Below are 18,176 nucleotides of genomic sequence, written 5' to 3'. Positions count from 1 at the left end.
TGTAACCTCAAACGCTGTTAACTTATTCTAAAAGCAACACCAACGATCAATAAATATGATCCTACAGTTTTGAAAATGAGGATAGAAGAATTAGAACATACCTTAAAGAAGATGTGCTATCGCTTTAAAGAAAAGTGTCCCGAAACGGTACGACCATCTTCCAATTCCAGACGGTACCAATAGTCTGTAGAAGGCAATGGCTCTCCATTAAAAACGCCATTCCAACCTTGTTGATCTAGGGTAAGATCTGCCAGCAATTTGCCATACCGGTCAAAAACATAAAGTTTTGAATCTTGATCCAAAACCTCTAAACCTTTGATGTTCCAGGTGTCGTTGTAGCCGTCATTATTAGGCGTGACAAATTGCGGGATTCCCAAAGTAATCACTTCTAGGGTCTGTGTCCAACATCCATTGGAATCTCGCAACTGGATGGTTTGAATACCATTGCCGGTTTCCACACCACGGAATGTATAGGTGTAGCTGCCATTAAATTCATTCATATCATACCATGAACCATCGCCCAGCATGACCTGATAAGTAGTTTCTTGATCCATGGCGGCTTCTACCTCAACATTGATGACGTGATTGTTTAACACCGCAGTCAACTCTGCACTCGCGGTAGCTTGAATAGGATTCAGTACAGTGTCTACCGTGGCAGTAGCTTTGGCAGTGCAACCTGTCATTTTGTTGATGGCTTCCACAGTATAGATACCTGCTTCATTGACCTGCAACTGCGCCGTTGCATCTGCAAGCAGCTCTGTTCCTGATTCTGTTTCTACGGTCCAGATAAAATCATAATCTTCAATGGAAAGATTGGTTCTTATTACCGTAGATAAAAACTCGCCAGTAGTTGCCTCGCATAGAGAAACAGAAGTAGGATCGATGATCAGTTCTGGTGCTTCAAAGAGTTCAAATGTCAAGATCGTTGTGCTGTAGCAACCAGTATTGGGATTGGTTAATCGTGCATAGATCACGTTTTCGCCCGTAGTAATTTCTAGTGTATTGGAGATTGAATTCAGCGAATTATCAGCATCATTTTGATTTAAATGATAGGTAATATCGAGATTTTCAATTCCCATGGTCACCTGATCATCATAATCATTCAGGTCTATAAATTCTATGCCTATTCCATTCTCAGGATCATCGCATTGTGCTACATCAATATTAGATGGTGCGATGGGCGCTTCATTCACAACAATGGTTATGGAAGCCGTATCGCTTGTAATTGCTGCCCTGCTCGATGGATCTGTAGCGGTAACTCGATAGGTGGTGCTTGTGGATGGCAACACCTCAATCTGCGGAGTTGTGGCAATAACATTGGGATTTCCATCTTGTCTCCATTCATAGACATAATTACTATCGCTTACGGGTGCCAGCGGTATGGCAGTTATGGTGACAACATCCATGTCATTATCACAAATAACTGTTGTGGAAGCTTCTACTTCTACTTTGACATCACAGACGGTAAGATCCAAATCAAAGTTGCGTTCACTAAAACAGTTCGCCGAACTCACATCGTACACGTAAAAAGTAAGTGGATAGGTTAAGGCCTTGTCGATATGAATAGTTTCTCCAGAATTATACTTAGTACCATTACCACCAGATTCAGTATAGTAGGCTTCATTTCCAGATAGTTTTTCACCTTTGATTTCTGGAAAAACGTAGGTCTCACAAACAAGTACATCTGCCACAGGATCCAACATTGGTGTAGGCAATATGTTTACGTCAAACGAAACCTGATTTTTACAGCCATTGTTACTGGGCGCATCGTCATAGATATAATACGTCACCGGATAGGTTACTGCTGCATCAAAATTGATGATGTCACCAGCGCTGTATTTAATTCCGTTGCCGTCCACTTGTGAATAAAAAGCTTCATTGCCAGACAAAGCAACTCCTGTAATTGCTGGAAATGTAAAGCTGTCGCAATAGTCTCCATCTGGAATATCATCAATAGCTCCAGAACTACCGTTGCCTGTTATAGTAACAATTGCTGCACCTCTAGTAACATTACCGTTAATATCAGTGACTGTGATTTCGACTGAGTTATCGCCGGTATCAGTACAAAAGAAGGTGCCTTTACTCAAGGAAATATCCTTGATACCGCAGTTGTCAAATGCTGGATCAACTAAAATGTCATCAGGAGCAATGTTGACTGAAGATGTGTTTTCTAACGACAACGAAATATTACGTACCGTAAATTGTGGAGCTTCCTGGTCCAAAACCGTTACATTAAAACTACAGCTCGTTTCCACACCATTCTCATCTATAGCCGTGAAAGTAACTGGCGTAGTGCCCACAGGAAAGAAACAACCCGATTCCAGACCTGCGGTTTGTTTGACAGATGTAGGTGTGAACCTGAAATTATCAATACTCGTGTCAATGGTGCCTCCAGTTTCTTCCCAAGTCATTGATGTGATGTTTTGCCATTCTGGAGTATCAGGAAAGTCTACATCACCCGTTTGAGTTGGGACGAATTCTGTACCACAATCGCCGGTCTTAAAAACCATGTTTGTAGAACATACATACACACGATTAGGTGTGAATGGTTGGCCACCATTGTACGTCCACGTATTTCCTGTATAAGGATGAATCAATGCACCTTGTCTATTATCACATGGAATAGGCCATGGAGCATCGATATGGTCGCGATCAAATCCTTGCAGTCGCATTCCTTCTTCTTCGTAAACAGGCAGAGCTAGAGGATCGCCTTCAAATCTCAAGATAATTTGATCAGCGCTAGTAACTCCTGTGACCGTAGCATCTGGAAAATTTACGATAGCTCCACATTCTCCAGCATCAGCAGTTACTACAATGTCTGAAGGGCACGTGATGTTTGCTGTAGTTGTAGGTTTGGCTACCTCACTATATTTCGTAGCATTATTCCACGCGCTGTACTCAGGCTTGAGAATCAAGCCAAAGAATACGATCAAAGTGGTCGCTAAGAATATTGAATGTTTCAAGAAAGTCGAGTTGCCTATTAAGATGAACTATATAACGTCTCAAAAATAGGGCTAACGAATCAAAAACATCGATTAAAGGTTAAAATACGTATTTTTTATGTATTTCGTCGATAAAATGTAAAACCTAAGACCAATTAGGTATTCAAAATCTTGTATAAAACTGAATTTAATTAACCAATGTTAATTTAATAGTTTGAGCTTTGTAAATTTCGCTTTCGCGAAAGCGAACTCTACCTACTCTATTCTACTTCCTTAAGAAGTTCTTGAATGGCACGATCCAATTGCTCATCTGTCCCGTTTATGATGGTAGAAGGCATGTTTTTGACCTGTATCATAGGATTGGTTTGATTGTTTTCCATCCAGTCACCATTGATGTCTTTTGCACTCACTGGAACGACGCCCCAACGAGAACCATCTGGCAAACGCTCCCAACCGGCAAAACTACAAGTACCTGGTATAGGCATACCTACCGTGGTTCCTATTTTCAAATCGCTATAACCTGCGGCAAAACAGTGTCCATCACTGTACTGAGCCTCATTGATCATTGCTAACGTAGGCTTGGTCCATCGCGATGTAGGCTCGCCGCCTACTACCTTTTGCTCTGTCGCATATATTATAAAGGGCTGACCCGTGAAGAATGCAGCAAGGTCTGCCACGAGGTCACCACCACCATTAAATCTAGTATCGACGATCACACCAGCGCGATCGTGATATTTACCCATCATCTTATCGTACACATCCCGATAGGGACCGTCGCTCATTCCTGGAATGTGAACGTATCCCAGTTTGCCGTTGCTTTTCTTTTCTACTTCTTTTTCATTGGTTTTTACCCATCGCTTGTACAGTAGGCTGCGTTCCTCACCTAGAGAAATGGGTTTTACCGTGATGACCAGATTATCCTTCTTGTTGGGATCCTTGATTTCCAAAAGTGTGAATTTACCGGTCTTGCGGTTCAAATATTTAGCAATATCTGTGTTAGACTGTATGTCCTGACCATCGATTTTTTGGATGATCATTCCAGGTTGGATATCAAACTTTGCTTTATCCAGTGGTCCACCTGTCAACACCTCGGTAATCAAGATGCCATCATCTTGATGGTCATAATCCATGAAAATACCTAACGATGCCGTTTCATCTTCATTATCGATGGAGTAACTAGAACCTCTGGCCCCAGCATGAGACACATTCAATTCCCCAAGCATTTCAGAGAGCATCTCAGCAAACTCTGTGCTATTGCCTATGTATGGAAGATGCTTTTCATATTCTGTTTTCATGAGATTCCAATCGATCCCGTGAAAATTGGAATGGTAAAAAATCTTATCAGTGCGCAACCACACGTGATCAAACATGGCCTGACGCTCTGCAACTGCATCATATTCCATCTCTCCAGAAATATCGACGCCTTCTTTCTTTTCCTTTTCTGGATCGATTTTAGAAATCTTGCTACTACTCAGTAGAAATAGGTTTTCTCTATCTGCATCCCATTCCAGATTACCAGATGACGCACCTAATTTCATTTTCATTTTAGTTTCCTGCGTGCGCAAGTCGGTTTCCCACAAGTCCAGTTTATCCTCAAACCTTGTGAGATAATACAGCTTGCTGTTGTCTTTGGAAAGAACGGCATCACTCAAGTTTGAAGAATGAATGGTGAACTTCTTCACTCGATCTTTCATTTCATCCCAATCAAAAGTCAAGTCTTTGACAGGCTCTTTCTCTTTTTTGTCCTTGTTCTTTTTGTCTTTGTTTTTATCGTCCTTATCCTCATCTGATTTCTTTTCAGACATCTTTTTGATTTCCTTCATCAAGTCGTATTCTTCCTTACTTAAATTGAATTCGTCCCATGCGTCTTGAGTAAAAAACATGCTGTAAACATCACTTTGGGTAGAACCACTCGTGGCGTAAGATTTTAAACCGTCTCTATTGGAAAACCACAACATCTGTTTGCCATCGTTAACCCAAACTGGATTGCTATCATAGTAGCCGCTTTCATTAAGGTTCACTCTTTTGGATCCATCTGCCGCCATAAGCAACACATCACTATTACTTAGGGAAAGACTCCAATCTACGAGCAACCATTTACTGTCAGGACTCCATCTAAAGTACTTATCACCATCTCTCATGTGAAAAAGTTCTTCTGGAGTTAAAAGAACCACCTCTTCACCAGTCTTGATGTCCTTCACTTTAAGGGTTTTGCGGTCTTCTATAAAAGCGAGTTTCTTACCATCTGGAGAATATCTTGCTAGATAGTTATCCTTATCATTTTCAATTACTGGAGTTTCCTTCAACAAGGTTGCTGCAAAAAAGAAAGGTTCTTCTTTACGCTCAATTTCTGTTTTGAAAATGCTCCATTTACCATCGCGCTCACTGCTGTAAACTACAGACTTTCCTTCTGGTCCCCATGTCACGAATTGCTCTGCTTCTGGCGTGTTGGTCAATCTCTTGGTAAAGGATTCTTCGACTGAGGTTACAAAAACCTCACCTCGTGCGATAAAGGCGATTTCCTTGCCATTAGGCGAGACGGCCATTTCCTGAACACCACCATTAACTGATATGAATTTATCGCTGTTATCAATAGCTTGAGTAGTGATGTTGACTACCAATTTCTTAGGCTGCTCACCTTCTTTCATAGTGTACAGCTTACCATCGTAGCCAAAGCTGAGAACTCCATTTCCATAGCTCAAAAATCGTACGGGATGCGTTTCAAAATTGGTCAACTGGGTGGACTTCGTTGGCTCGTTCAAATTCATTTTGAAAACGTTGAAACTGCCGCTTTGCTCACTTAAGTAATAAACCGTCTGATCATTAGCACCATAAACGGGTTGTCGATCCTCACCATTGAAAGTGGTCAACATTTTATGGCTTTTTGATGCGACATCATAAGCCCATAAATCTCTAGCGATACTGGAAGTATGGTGCTTGCGCCAGTCATTCTCACCACCTTTTTTATCTTGATAAAGTATGGTAGATCCATCGCTGTTCACGGCCAATTCTTCGGCTGGTATGGTAAATAATTGATCTACACGACCTCCAGCAACTGGCACAGAATAAACTTCTGGCTGTGAACCGGTTGGAAACTGTCTGTGTTGGGCCGTGTCCTGACGCAAACCGCCAAAGTAAATCTGCGATCCATCGGCACTAAAAGTATAGGGTTCCTCATCACTGGAATGGAAGGTCAAACGCGTCGCACTACCGCCATTGGCATCCATCACATACACATCAAAATTGCCGTATCGATTAGATGCAAAGGCGATACGCTGACCATCTGCGCTCCATACCGCCATATAATCATGGGCTTGGTGAAAGGTAAGTTGTTGAGGGTTACCGCCAGTAGAAGCCACTTTATATAAATCGCCCTTGTAGGTAAAAACAATTTGCGACCCATCTGGAGATATCGCACTGTGACGCAACCAGCCCGCATCATTTTGGGCTGTGGCAAAAATGGAGATAAAAAAAGAGGCTAGAAATACTATGCTTTTCATGTGATATTCTTTGAGCATAGCAAGATAATTCAAATATGAATATTGCCTATAAGCCGATTGGATTTTGAGCCGTAAGAAAATTAATGCAGTAGATGGTTGATAAATTCGCTTTCGCGAAAGCGAACTACCTTAAAAACCTACCAAAAAAATACCGCGCTATTTCTAGTGCGGCATGGATTGTTAGACACTGGTCGCGATCATGTCGCAACTATTTTGAAGGCTACTTTTTAGGAGCTTGCTTCATAGCCTTTCCTTTTGCAGGAGCTGGCTTAGCAGCCGATTTGCTTGCGCTTTTCGGTGCTGGTTTTGCTTTGTTTGCCATGATGATATGACTTTAAATTACAAGGTAAATTTGCAGATATGCCCACCATTTTCAATCGATATTTTAGTTAAATATCGAGGTGGTTTTAGTTAATTTTTTGAGCGATGAAAACAAGACTAGACAGCTTGTTTTTCAAATAATCTTAATCCAAATGCTCAATCAAAAGCGCCAGTAATTGCTCTGTGTGATAAGGCTTTACAAGAATGGAGTCGATCCCATGGCTAAAAACGTCTCTCTCCAGATTCAAGTCGTCTGCTGCCGTTAAGGCAATGACCGGTGTCGTGATGCCCATTTTACGTATCTCAATGGTCGCGTTAATACCATTCATGACAGGCATATTGATGTCCATAAGGACATAATCATAGGTGTTTTCTTTGACCATATCTACCGCTTCCTGCCCATTGTTAGCCGTCTCGTGCTGCATGTGATATTGCTCCAAAACCTTTTGAGTCACCAGCTGGTTGATCTTATTGTCATCAACAATCAAAAGTTTTTTGTGGTCCAACTTCTTGATGTCTTTTTCCTTGATGGTGGACTCCAGTTTCTGCTCAGATCCTATTTTGATAGGTAAAGCAAAAGAAAAGGTCGTCCCTATTCCATAGGTGCTTTCCATTTGCAATTTACTATTGAGTATGGTGAGCAACTTATTGACGATAGGCAATCCTAGACCTGTTCCACCTTCTGTAATGGTTGATGGTACTTGTGTAAACTCTTCAAAAATCTCTTTCTGGTTTTCTTCTTCAATGCCGCGCCCGGTATCTTCTACCGCAAACAACAATTCTAGTTGATCATTATCTTTTGACAATTGATCTACCCTTATCATGATAGAACCGTCTTGGGTGAATTTACTGGCATTACTCAACAAGTTCATGATCACTTGTGAGAGTTTAGTCTTATCACCATAAAGCACCTCTGGAATCTTAGGGTCCACTTTGAGCACCAACTCGTTATTATTCTTCTCATTTAGAAAATGGAAGGACTGTAAGATACTGTTCATAAGCAAGGATAGATTGAAGTGCTCTTCCTGCAACTGGCGCCCTTTTTCTGATTCGTACTTGTTGATATTGAGAATGTCATTTACCAAAGACAGTAAATAATCTGCAGAGAATTTTAGAGAGTTGAACTCTTCATCGTACTCTTTCAACTTTTTATCTTTCAGGAAAACAGAGGATAAGCCTATAATTCCATAAAGTGGCGTGCGCAACTCGTGGCTAATGGTAGAAAGAAACTTGGTATTCTTGGTGGCTAGTTTTTCTGAAACTTCTTTGGCTTCCAGATACTGTGCATTCTTGATTTGTAAATCTGCAAGCAGTTTGTTTCGTTTTGATCGCGAATACAGAAGTGTAGCGATCAACACCAAAAGCAAAATTCCAACTACCGTAAATACCCAAAAGATGATCTTATCTTGATCTGCTTTTTGCTTCATCAATTTAGCAGTAAATTCTGATTTGAGTAATTCCTGCTGGTATCGATCTGCTTTATATTTTGAGTTGGCTAATTGCTGCTGTTTGATTTTCCCGTCTTCATAGCGCTGGGTAATCAAAGAGTCATACACCTTGCGTACCTCAATGAGTGCTTCGTATTGCTTCGTTTTCTCGTAGGCCTCTATCAAATTCTTGTATGAATTGATCCTGTAATTTTCATCAATGTCATCCCTGTCATTATTTAAGGCCTCTAGCGAACTCTCTATGGACCGATAATAAAGCCCTTGTAGAAGGTAAATACTTCCTTGAACACTTTGGGAAGTTGGGACAAATTGACCTTTGGAACCTGGTATTTCAGGGTTCTCTAAAGCTTTAACCACATCATTCATATGCTGCTGGGCCTGGCCCGGTAATTTCTTTTTTACATAAACCTCAGCGAGATTATGATGAATGATGAGATAGTGCAAATCAGTGGTACTTGCGCCTTTTTGTAATTCTAAAGCTTTAGTATAATAGTCTATGGTAAGGTCATAATCAGCGTCAAAATAGGTATTCCCTAAATTGATGTAGGTATTGATAAGCTGGAAAGTGTCCTTGCGCTGCACCGCTTCTTTTAGTGCATCTTGATACAACGCATCTGCATTCTCACGATCACCTAACTGAATAAATGAATTACCCAAAACTGCACGCAACCTAGTCTTGATGCGTTGCTCATCAATTTCTTCAGCATATTCAATAAGTGCAGGTGCTTTATCTAGAATTGCCACATAGTCGCTCTCAAAATAAAGATTGAAGGTGAGTTGAAGAACAGAGTCCAGTTCCTTTGCAGTAAAGTTGTATGGTGGTGCAGGCAATCTAGGAACCAGTGGCTCTGATTGAGCCAATAAATTCTTGCTGCTATACAAAAACACTAGTAAAACAAGAACTAACCTCATTAGGGATATGAATAATTCTATAATCTATGAAAACCGATTGCTGTTAACAAAACGCAATTCCATCGATAAAAGTACGAATGTAACGATATCTATGAACTAAAAGGTTCTATGAATGGTTAATAGGCCTTAAACTCAGGTTAAAAGAAACTCCAGTACGCAGTTGTGAAAATTTATCAATCGCATCATTAGATAACTGTAATACACGTGGATAGCCTCCAGTTGTTTGTGCATCTCGCATCAGGAATAAAAGATCGCCATCTGGTGTCAACTGCACTGTTCCGGGCATTACGGGTACCGTTCTAAGTTCTGGTAAATCAAACGGCGTACCAGTAGAAACCTTGAAAGCCATACGACTCCAGGATTTAGATACCTCAAGAGTTTGACTAAGCAACTGATCTTGATGAGTTGCAGACAGTAAGTGAAATTCTGGACCTTCAAAAACATCGATTAGGGTATTTTGATTTAGTTCGCTTTCGCGAAAGCGAGTTTCCTCAACAACCTCAAAGCAATTTTCATAAGGCACGGTATCACCTTTTGAGAGCTTACCACTGGCCGTGATACCAGCAAACATCGACCTACTAGCCAAGATCGGCTTGGTTTTCCATCCGCCAGAAATACCTACATAGGCAAAATTACCATGAGTGACGTGACCGATTTTAAGCACATCGCCAGGTTCCACGGCAATGGCTTTATCCATAGAGATCGTCTTACCATTAAGCGTGGCGCCGTCAACATTTTGAGATATTGAGACATAGGTCTTGGTTTCAAAAGAGATTGTCACGCCCATGAGGATCATTTCAAGAACCGCAGCTTCTTCGCTGTTGCCTAAAATGGTATTTGTCTTTTTAGCGAGTTGCATGTCCATTGCACCAGATTGTGGCACGCCAACATTTCTATAGTCTAACCTACCCAAATCCTGGATGCTGCAGTAAAATCCTGGATGTACAATAGTTGCCTTATTCATTAGAAAACTCCTTTACATTCAACCGACCGTTCTTAATCCTATCATATTCCTGCTGGTTGATTTCATAAAACGAGACCTCATCACCTATACTCAGTAAATTGGGCTGTTCTCTATGCACATCAAAAAACTCCAACGGACTTTTCCCCAATACATACCAACCGCCAGGTGACGTTTGTGGATACACACCGCATTGTCCTGCTGCAATGGCAACACTGCCAGATGCGATGCTGGGGTTGGGCGTTTTCCTGCGCGGGACTTGTAACTTTTCAGGCAAACCAGATAGGTATGGAAATCCAGGCAAAAAACCGATGAATTCTACCGTATAAATAGCTTGCCCATGCATCTTTACAATGCTTTCAAAAGTGAGCAAGGTGTGTTTGCTTATGGACAAAAGATCCTCGCTATCTCTATCATATAAAACGGGTATTTGCCATTTAGTACCCTGAAAACCCTGAATGTTTTCGAGATTGCACGACATCGAGCTTAGTTCTTTAAGTCGTTCTTGATATTGCCCAATCGGTTTTTTAAAAATCACCAAGATGCTAAAATACCCTTCATTGACCACGACTTGGTCACCATAGAACCGTTCTAACCCTAAGGCCATCTTATGTCTTTCCAACCACACCGAACCATCGCTAGTAGGCCAGCCTATTTCAATAGCGTTTTCGCTTACTTGGTAATATTTAAGCTTTGTATTTGGCAACTTGAATTTGATTTTGATGCAGCTGTTTAACTAGGACCGGCAATTGCTTTACAAGCTCGACATTATCACCATGAATGCAATAGGTGTCTGCGATTAGTAACAGATTGGCACCATCTAGCGTGGTGACCTGATTATGGTGGGCCATAGATATCAATTGATGCAGCGCTTGCTCTGTGGTCTCGTGAACGGCTTCCTGCTGTGATCTAGGTACCAAACTACCGTTTTTCAAGTAGGCACGATCCACAAAAACCTCGGCAATAAAAGGTTGACCAGCTTCTTTGCATTTTTCATGCAACAACGATTTGGGCAAGCTATAAATAGCCTTGTCAGGATAAAACTCTTGAAGCCATTCAACCGTCCATTGAGCAAAGGATTCCTCATGAGCCGTGGCGTGGTATAGCGCTCCATGCATCTTGATATGATGCCATTTCATTTGTAAATCAGCTGCTGTGGTTGTGAAAAGTTGAAGTTGACGAGTTACGCTTTCGCGAAAGCGAGCTCTGGACCAGTCCAATTTCAATCGCCCAAAATTTTCCCGATCCTCAAAAGATGGATGTGCACCAGCTCTGACATTAAATTTTTGCGCGAGTTGCAAACTTGATTTTATACTATCGGCATCGCCAGCATGACCGCCGCAAGCGATGTTGCAGGAGGAAATGTGCGGCATGATGAGCTCGTCATTGCTCATGCCTTCGCCCAGATCGCAATTGAGGTCAATGACTTTCATAAGATTCCCGCTACGCTTGCAATGGTTTTACCACCTAGAAACAAAGTGACCAGCACTACCGCTAGCGCCATAATATTTAAAAAAATGTTGTTCTTGTAGGTATCCAAAATATTGGTGTTGACCAGCCACAGCAAAATGACTGCCATGATAGGAAGCAGCAGTCCATTGGCAACCTGGGCAAAAGTGATTACTTGTATGGGCTTAAACCCTATGGATGCAAAGAGAACTCCTGTTCCCAACACTAGCATCCAGACCATTCTAAAACGCCAATTTCTCAAATCCCTATTCCATCCCAAACAACCTTGAACCACATAGGCTGCGGCAAGCGGTGCCGTGATGGCACTAGTAATACCGGCGGCGATGATCCCAATGGCAAAAATGGTTGTAGAAAATGAACCGTAGACAGGTTCAAGTGACCTGGCTAAATCTGCCGGTGAATTAATGTCTTGACCCTGTAATCCCGATGCAGCAATAATGATTGCCATAGACACCATACCACCAAGAATGACGGATATAATCGTGTCCCAGCGAACGTACTTCAAATCGGTATGGTTGTTCCATTTTTCCTTTACCAGCGAGGCGTGTAAGAACAAGTTATAGGGAACAACGGTCGTGCCTATCAAACCCAAAATGAGTAACAGTTGATCCTCTTGAAACGATGGTTTAAAAAGCCCTTCCAACACCGCTGAATAATTTGGCTTGATGGCGATCGCCACGGCGATAAATGATATTCCCATGAGCACAACCAAAGCTATCAACACACGTTCCAGCACTTTGTAGTTTCCAACCATCAATAACGCAAAAGCACAGCATCCCACTAATAGCGGTTGATACCAAGCCGTACCCGAAAGGACTTCCAGGCCTATCACACCACCAGAAATATTTCCAGCCTCATAGGCCGCATTACCCACAAATATCGCACTGATCATTAATACGATCATACCAATTTTGATGGGCTTACTCGAGATTTGATTGCGTACGATATCTGATAATCCTTTGCCTGTAATAAGCCCCAATCTGGCTGCCATCTCTTGTAGTATGATGGTCGCCAGCATGGACAACACCATTGCCCAAAGAAGCGTATAACCAAAAGATGCACCAGTAATAGTACAAATCGTGATGGTTCCTGGACCTATAAATGCAGCAGCAACTAATGTTGCAGGTCCTATATTTTTGAAGATCCGTTTCAATTTTTACCTGCTTCTTGCAAGGCATAGATGGCAAAACTTCCCAACCAGTGACCGCCTTCGTAATCGTCTGCTACAAGATTAGGCAGCGTGTAGGTGATGTGCTCATCTGCGATCTCAATAAGGTTATCGTATTGGTCATATTGATTTGCAAGACCATAAAGCACCCAAGCTCTGCTTAAGTTAAGCCCATCTATGTGAACCAACTTACCATCTGTTCTATCGCTAACCTCGCCTAGTTCAAGATCTAGTTTTCCGTTTTCGATTCCTGGAAGAAACTGCGCTAGCCACTCATGAAAATCTGAGGCTGGAAGAACGCGGCGCATAATGTCCACTTCTTCCAGACATGGAGATAAAAAATCATAACCACTAGGTTCCCAGCTTATGGGACAATTTTGATCATTGCTGTAGAACTCCATAGCTTTAGATTCAATCGCTTGCTTGAGAGCTTCATTTTTTGCATGAACCGCATAATCCCAAGCAAAGGCTATCCCAAATGCCGTAATGGAGTGCTCACCTACTCTGATAGCATAGTTGAGTTTAGGTAGATATTCCACATATCGCTGCGATACGAGATCTGTCAACGGTTGTAGTGCTGCCGCCATTTGTTTTCCCTCAGCGGTGTTCCAGGTGTCTAGCTCCTGTTGCAGTTTAAGCAGCCACGCCCAACCATAGGTGCGTTCGAAGGTTTGGTTGTTTTCGCTATTGAGATAATCTATTTCTACCGCTACGTTTGCCGCAGTGATGTTGGAAGTGAGCTTTTGTAGGAGCTCGCTAGCATTATCCAACTCTGGAAACTGTTTGAGTAGTGCCACAGCACTCCAGTGTCCATGCACCGCGCTATGCCAGTCAAAACAGCCGTAAAATACCGGATGCTGTACCGTTGGTCTTTTTTGATCTTCTGGCGCAGCCGTGACATGTCCCATTTTGTTGGGATATTCCTGATCTACACAATGCAGTGGCAGCAATGCCAGGTTATTAGCCTGTTCTAATGTGAGTTGCGGTGTAGGAATGCTATCAAGGTTAGTAGAGCTATCCGCTTCCTGAGTAGGAACCTCATTCTCTTTTTTCTGGCAGCTAGCCAGGATCAATATAAATACGAGTAGAAGTTGTTTCACGAGTTTGTTTGAAGGATTCCCGTAAATGTAAAGATTGATTTTTAAATACGGTGGTGGAGAGTTGTTACGCTTTCGCGAAAGCGAACTTATAAAACACCCAATAAAAAAACCGCCTATGGTTACATAGGCGGTTTACAAGCATGGCTGGTTAAAAGCTATTTTTGTTTATTCTTCTCCATAAACGGTTATACCATGTTCATGCATATCAAGACCATCTTCTTCTTGTTTTGCTGTAACGCGCAAACCAATGGTCTTTTTAAGGATGAACAAAATGATAAATGTAGTCAACATGGCCCACCCTATATAGGAAATTGAACCTAACGCCTGGATACCCAAAAGTTTGAAACCACCGCCAGATATAAGACCACCTTCCAGTGCAAATACTCCAACAAGTACGGTTCCCAGGAAACCACAGGTTCCATGAACTGATATCGCTCCTACTGGATCGTCTATTCTTAGCTTCTTGTCCAAAAATTCTATGGAAACCACTACCATGATGCCACATATAAGACCTATACATAACGCACCGAAGGCATCGACGGCACCACAGCCAGCGGTAATTCCCACCAATCCTGCAAGACCACCATTAAGTGTCATTGAAATGTCTGGACGGCCGTAACGCACCCAAGTAAAAAACATGGCGCAAACAGCACCGATCGCAGCTGCAACATTGGTATTGATGATTACGCTACCTGCAGCAATGGTATCGTCACCACCCCATGCGAGTTGCGATCCACCGTTAAATCCAAACCATCCCAACCAAAGGATAAATACTCCTAATGCTCCATAAAGCATATTGTGTCCAGGAATGACGTTTACCTTGCCGTCTACATATTTCCCGATTCTAGGGCCAACCAATTTGGCCGCTACCAATGCTGCACCACCACCGACAGCATGCACTACTGATGAACCTGCAAAATCAATGAAACCTAACGTATTTAACCAGGCATCATCATCAAATGGCCAATACCAGCTTCCTGATATAGGATAGATGAAAGTGGTTAAAATCGCTGAGAATATGAGATAAGTGGAGAACTTTGTTCTACCAGCAACTGCTCCAGAAACGATGGTAGCTGCCGTAGCACAAAACACGGTCTGGAAAAACAGGTTGTACCAGTCTGTAGCGTGAAAGAAGAAGTAACCCTGTTCTGCAGAACTTAATCTCATAAAGCCTCCAGCTACTACCTGATCACCGTACATAAATGCATATCCTACACATAGAAACATTATAGATCCTATCGCTAGGTCCATGACGTTTTTCATAATGATGTTTCCTGCATTTTTGGCTCTGGTAAACCCTACTTCTACGAGCGTAAATCCAGCCTGCATAAAAAATACAAGGATGGCGCACAGCATGATCCACATGGCGCTCAAGTCACCATTGACACTTGCTATTGCCGCATCTAAACTTTCTTGTTGAATTTGATTCATATTTATAATCTTTAATGTGTTTTATTATAATCTGTTTGTGTCTATTTGAGTGTAGCAGCGCCTTTTTCACCAGTACGAATTCTATAACTCTCCTCTACATGGGAAACAAAGATTTTCCCATCACCTACATCGCCGGTTTTTGCAGATGCTATAATCGCATTGATGGTTTTCTCTTCAAATTCATCAGTCACGACAATGGAAAGATATCTGCGCTGTATATCACTAGTGCTGTAAGAGACACCACGATAGACAGATCCTTTCTTTTCATTTCCCAATCCGGTAACATCCCAATAGGAGAAGAAATTCACATCAACTTCATGTAAGGCTTTCTTAACGGCAGAAAATTTTGACTTTCTGATAATTGCTTCGATTTTTTTCATGTTATTCAGTTTGATTTAAAATTTATAGATGGCCGCAATTAGGAAGGAAGAAAGGTTGTCTGAAAACATCCCGTCAGAATCAATGAACGGCTCATCATTAGACCACGTATCAAGACGTAGTTCTGGTTTTATAGTCAAGTTTTCAATGGAATAGCTACCGGTAAGTGTTAGGTCGATCACGCTAGGATCATCTGTACCACCATGTAAAGAGAAGTACTCACCTCTCAATCCTAGGTCAAAGCTATCTGATAAAGAAACTTGTGGGTAGAGTGCAGCACCGTAGAAACCAGCGTCATCATTAGTTTGATAAGCAGCATTGATTCCTAGAAAAAAGCTATCTGAAACATCAAAACCACCGGTGTAGTCTATTTCAAATCCTAGAACGACTCCAGAGTCGTAGTAAAGATTTAGGTATTGACCTTTGTAACCCAATTGACCGCCTAGTGCATAATCTCCAGTCAAGTTATCATTGACATCTGTCGGATTCATAACCAAGATCATTGCGCTAAAATCTTCAGAAAGCGCAAAGTCTGCCTTTACACCTACATGGGAAAATGGTCCACTCGCAAACAGATAAGAAGTACTGTAATTAAAGTTTCCTACCGGTGAGATTACCTCGTATCCTAAAAAAGTATTGAATCTACCCAACGTAAGCGTTGTAGATTCTGAAACATTCCAATATGCGTATAGCTGATTTACATTAGGTAAGGTAGTAGCTTCATCTGCTCTAGGTCCAAAAACTAAATCTGCCACCGCTCCTACTTTACCATTAGAACTTTCATAGCCAGCAATAATATTTGCCATACCTACCGCAAAACCCGTTTGTCCTGCAAAAGATGCTACGCCTTGCGGTGTGTCATCACTCGCATTAAGTTGCGTACGGTAATAGGCATCAACGCTACCTTCAAAAGTGAATTTCTTGGTTTCTTCAGTTTCATCTTGTGCAAAAACACTGAAAGTTGATAACACAAATACGAAGAGTAGTAATTTTTTCATAATAAAAATGATTTGGTTGTTATGGGGCTAAAACTATATTTTAAACCAATTAACCCCAATATTTTAGGGGTCAAATACATCATTTTTATCGTTATCGTAATTAAGACCCTAAAAATTATAGGGTACTCATTTAAAAGGTTGTGTTTTTATGTTAACAATAATTTCACGTTTGAATTTTAGTAGGAATTTTGGCTAAAACCCAGAAAAAAACATGCAAATCATCTTGATAACATGTTAAAAAGTAGGAGAAAACGTCAGGTAAGCTACAAATGAGCATTTTGTTATGAAAAAAACTTTCATACCATCAGTATGAAATCATCATGAAAAAGTTCTTGGGAGGAAGCGAAATGGAAAAACTATCTCCTTATATTATAGAACTATCGACTTTAAAGAATTGAGCAGTTGACCGCTATTCTCTATAGTCAATTAGATAAAAAAGTTGTTGATTCTAGCTGATTGGGCTAAGATGGAAAAAGTAACTTATTCCTCTTCCGTTTCTGCCATTGCGATTTCGGCCTGGCGACGCTCCTCTTCTCTGGCCACCGCGCGCTCGTGCTCTAGATGCGCGTAAAAATCCTTTTTACGTTGGTAGAGACTCTTGATGCCATCTGCCTTACCATATATAGTGACTACATCATCAGCCTGCAATTTGAATGGACCTGAAGGTGATCCGTAATAATTGTCACCTTTACGGTATACGCCCAGGATAGTGATTCCTTCCTCACGCAAATTCAACTCTTGGAGCGTGCGGTTACACATCCACCCATCACTATCCACATTTGCCTCGCTAATCTTATAATCATTCTTAAGATGCAGCACGGCTTCAAAATCCTGAACTTGCAGGTCTGTATAACGTCGCAGCATGGAACTTATCATTTTGGACAATCCGCGATCTACCCATTTGCTGCGTATGGCAAACCATAAGCCCGTCAATCCTACCACGATAATAAGTAAACCGTATAACCTGGAGGCCGTAGTTTCGGGTAGCACAAAGGTTAAAATCAAAGAGGACATTACCGTAACAATACCCGCGTTACCTATAAGCATCAGATTATAAACAATCTTACGTCTTACAGGATGATTCATAATCAGTTCTGTTTCCTTTGTACTTAATCCAGCACCGGTATAGGCAGACCTGGCTTGGAACTTGGCACTTTCTGCAGATAGCCCTGTATGGACCAGAGCAATGGACGCAATCTTGGTAATGAGAGCAGATAAAGTAACAATAAGAAATAGTGAAATCGCAGCAATCATCGGAAAAGAATCTTGATACAAATCTATCCATATTTATCAGATCACGATGTTATAGTTTAGTTAGGTATTGATAAAGTGTGATATAAAGTTCGCTTTCGCGAAAGCGAAACAAATCCATCCATCCTACCTGCAATCACCATTTTAGCTTTAACAGATCTAGCTTGAAGAAGCTGTCTTTTCAAATAGGAATATGACAAGTTTGGCAGTCGATTAATCCTTATTTAATAATCTGATAAGCAGCATTTTCCTGATCTGGCAAAAGTGTTCCTTCCATTTTTTAAATCGTTAGGCTT

At 41.4% G+C, this 18,176-nt stretch carries 13 protein-coding genes; 1 reads left to right on the top strand and 12 read right to left on the bottom strand.

Annotated features, from left to right (window positions below):
- Positions 1-116 precede the first annotated feature (116 nt).
- Both BST86_RS03500 and BST86_RS03495 read right to left on the bottom strand, forming a co-directional pair.
- Positions 117-2,963, bottom strand: a complete 2,847-nt coding sequence (locus BST86_RS03500) for a T9SS type B sorting domain-containing protein (protein ID WP_146126701.1) — start codon at positions 2,961-2,963, stop codon at positions 117-119.
- 239 nt (positions 2,964-3,202) lie between these two features.
- Entirely contained in the window at positions 3,203-6,442 is a 3,240-nt protein-coding gene (locus tag BST86_RS03495; protein WP_105983930.1) for a S41 family peptidase, read from the bottom strand.
- A gap of 92 nt (positions 6,443-6,534) precedes the next feature.
- On the opposite strand from BST86_RS03495, the gene BST86_RS03490 reads away from it, so the two are divergent.
- Complete coding sequence (locus BST86_RS03490) at positions 6,535-6,774, top strand: hypothetical protein (RefSeq protein ID WP_105982047.1); 240 nt, start codon at positions 6,535-6,537, stop codon at positions 6,772-6,774.
- 132 nt (positions 6,775-6,906) lie between these two features.
- Here the strand turns inward: BST86_RS03490 and BST86_RS03485 are convergent, their stop codons facing one another.
- The 10 genes from BST86_RS03485 to BST86_RS03440 form a co-directional block, all read right to left on the bottom strand.
- Positions 6,907-9,123: a tetratricopeptide repeat-containing hybrid sensor histidine kinase/response regulator gene (locus BST86_RS03485; RefSeq protein ID WP_105982046.1), complete on the bottom strand. Its 2,217-nt coding sequence runs from the start codon at positions 9,121-9,123 to the stop codon at positions 6,907-6,909.
- 106 nt (positions 9,124-9,229) lie between these two features.
- The gene (locus tag BST86_RS03480) at positions 9,230-10,087 is read right to left on the bottom strand and encodes a 5-oxoprolinase subunit C family protein (RefSeq protein WP_105982045.1); all 858 of its coding nucleotides are present in this window, start codon (positions 10,085-10,087) and stop codon (positions 9,230-9,232) included.
- Positions 10,080-10,790, bottom strand: coding sequence for a 5-oxoprolinase subunit B family protein (locus BST86_RS03475; RefSeq protein WP_105982044.1), 711 nt, complete (start codon positions 10,788-10,790; stop codon positions 10,080-10,082). The genes BST86_RS03480 and BST86_RS03475 overlap by 8 nt, the downstream gene beginning before the upstream one ends.
- Positions 10,771-11,517, bottom strand: coding sequence for a LamB/YcsF family protein (locus tag BST86_RS03470; protein WP_105982043.1), 747 nt, complete (start codon positions 11,515-11,517; stop codon positions 10,771-10,773). The genes BST86_RS03475 and BST86_RS03470 overlap by 20 nt, the downstream gene beginning before the upstream one ends.
- The gene (locus tag BST86_RS03465) at positions 11,514-12,707 is read right to left on the bottom strand and encodes an Nramp family divalent metal transporter (RefSeq protein ID WP_105982042.1); all 1,194 of its coding nucleotides are present in this window, start codon (positions 12,705-12,707) and stop codon (positions 11,514-11,516) included. The genes BST86_RS03470 and BST86_RS03465 overlap by 4 nt, the downstream gene beginning before the upstream one ends.
- On the bottom strand, positions 12,704-13,822 hold the full coding sequence (locus tag BST86_RS03460; protein WP_105982041.1) for a DUF2891 domain-containing protein: 1,119 nt from the start codon (positions 13,820-13,822) through the stop codon (positions 12,704-12,706). The genes BST86_RS03465 and BST86_RS03460 overlap by 4 nt, the downstream gene beginning before the upstream one ends.
- Before the next feature lie 165 nt (positions 13,823-13,987).
- Positions 13,988-15,253, bottom strand: a complete 1,266-nt coding sequence (locus BST86_RS03455) for an ammonium transporter (RefSeq protein WP_105982040.1) — start codon at positions 15,251-15,253, stop codon at positions 13,988-13,990.
- Between the two features lie 41 nt (positions 15,254-15,294).
- The gene (locus BST86_RS03450) at positions 15,295-15,633 is read right to left on the bottom strand and encodes a P-II family nitrogen regulator (RefSeq protein ID WP_055412469.1); all 339 of its coding nucleotides are present in this window, start codon (positions 15,631-15,633) and stop codon (positions 15,295-15,297) included.
- 15 nt (positions 15,634-15,648) lie between these two features.
- On the bottom strand, positions 15,649-16,629 hold the full coding sequence (locus tag BST86_RS03445) for an outer membrane beta-barrel protein (protein ID WP_105982039.1): 981 nt from the start codon (positions 16,627-16,629) through the stop codon (positions 15,649-15,651).
- Between the two features lie 480 nt (positions 16,630-17,109).
- Positions 17,110-17,883, bottom strand: coding sequence for a TrkA C-terminal domain-containing protein (locus tag BST86_RS03440; protein ID WP_105982038.1), 774 nt, complete (start codon positions 17,881-17,883; stop codon positions 17,110-17,112).
- Positions 17,884-18,176 lie beyond the last annotated feature (293 nt).

Source organism: Nonlabens agnitus, assembly GCF_002994045.1.
Lineage (GTDB): Bacteria > Bacteroidota > Bacteroidia > Flavobacteriales > Flavobacteriaceae > Nonlabens > Nonlabens agnitus.
This window is presented reverse-complemented; position numbering and strand designations above follow the sequence as displayed.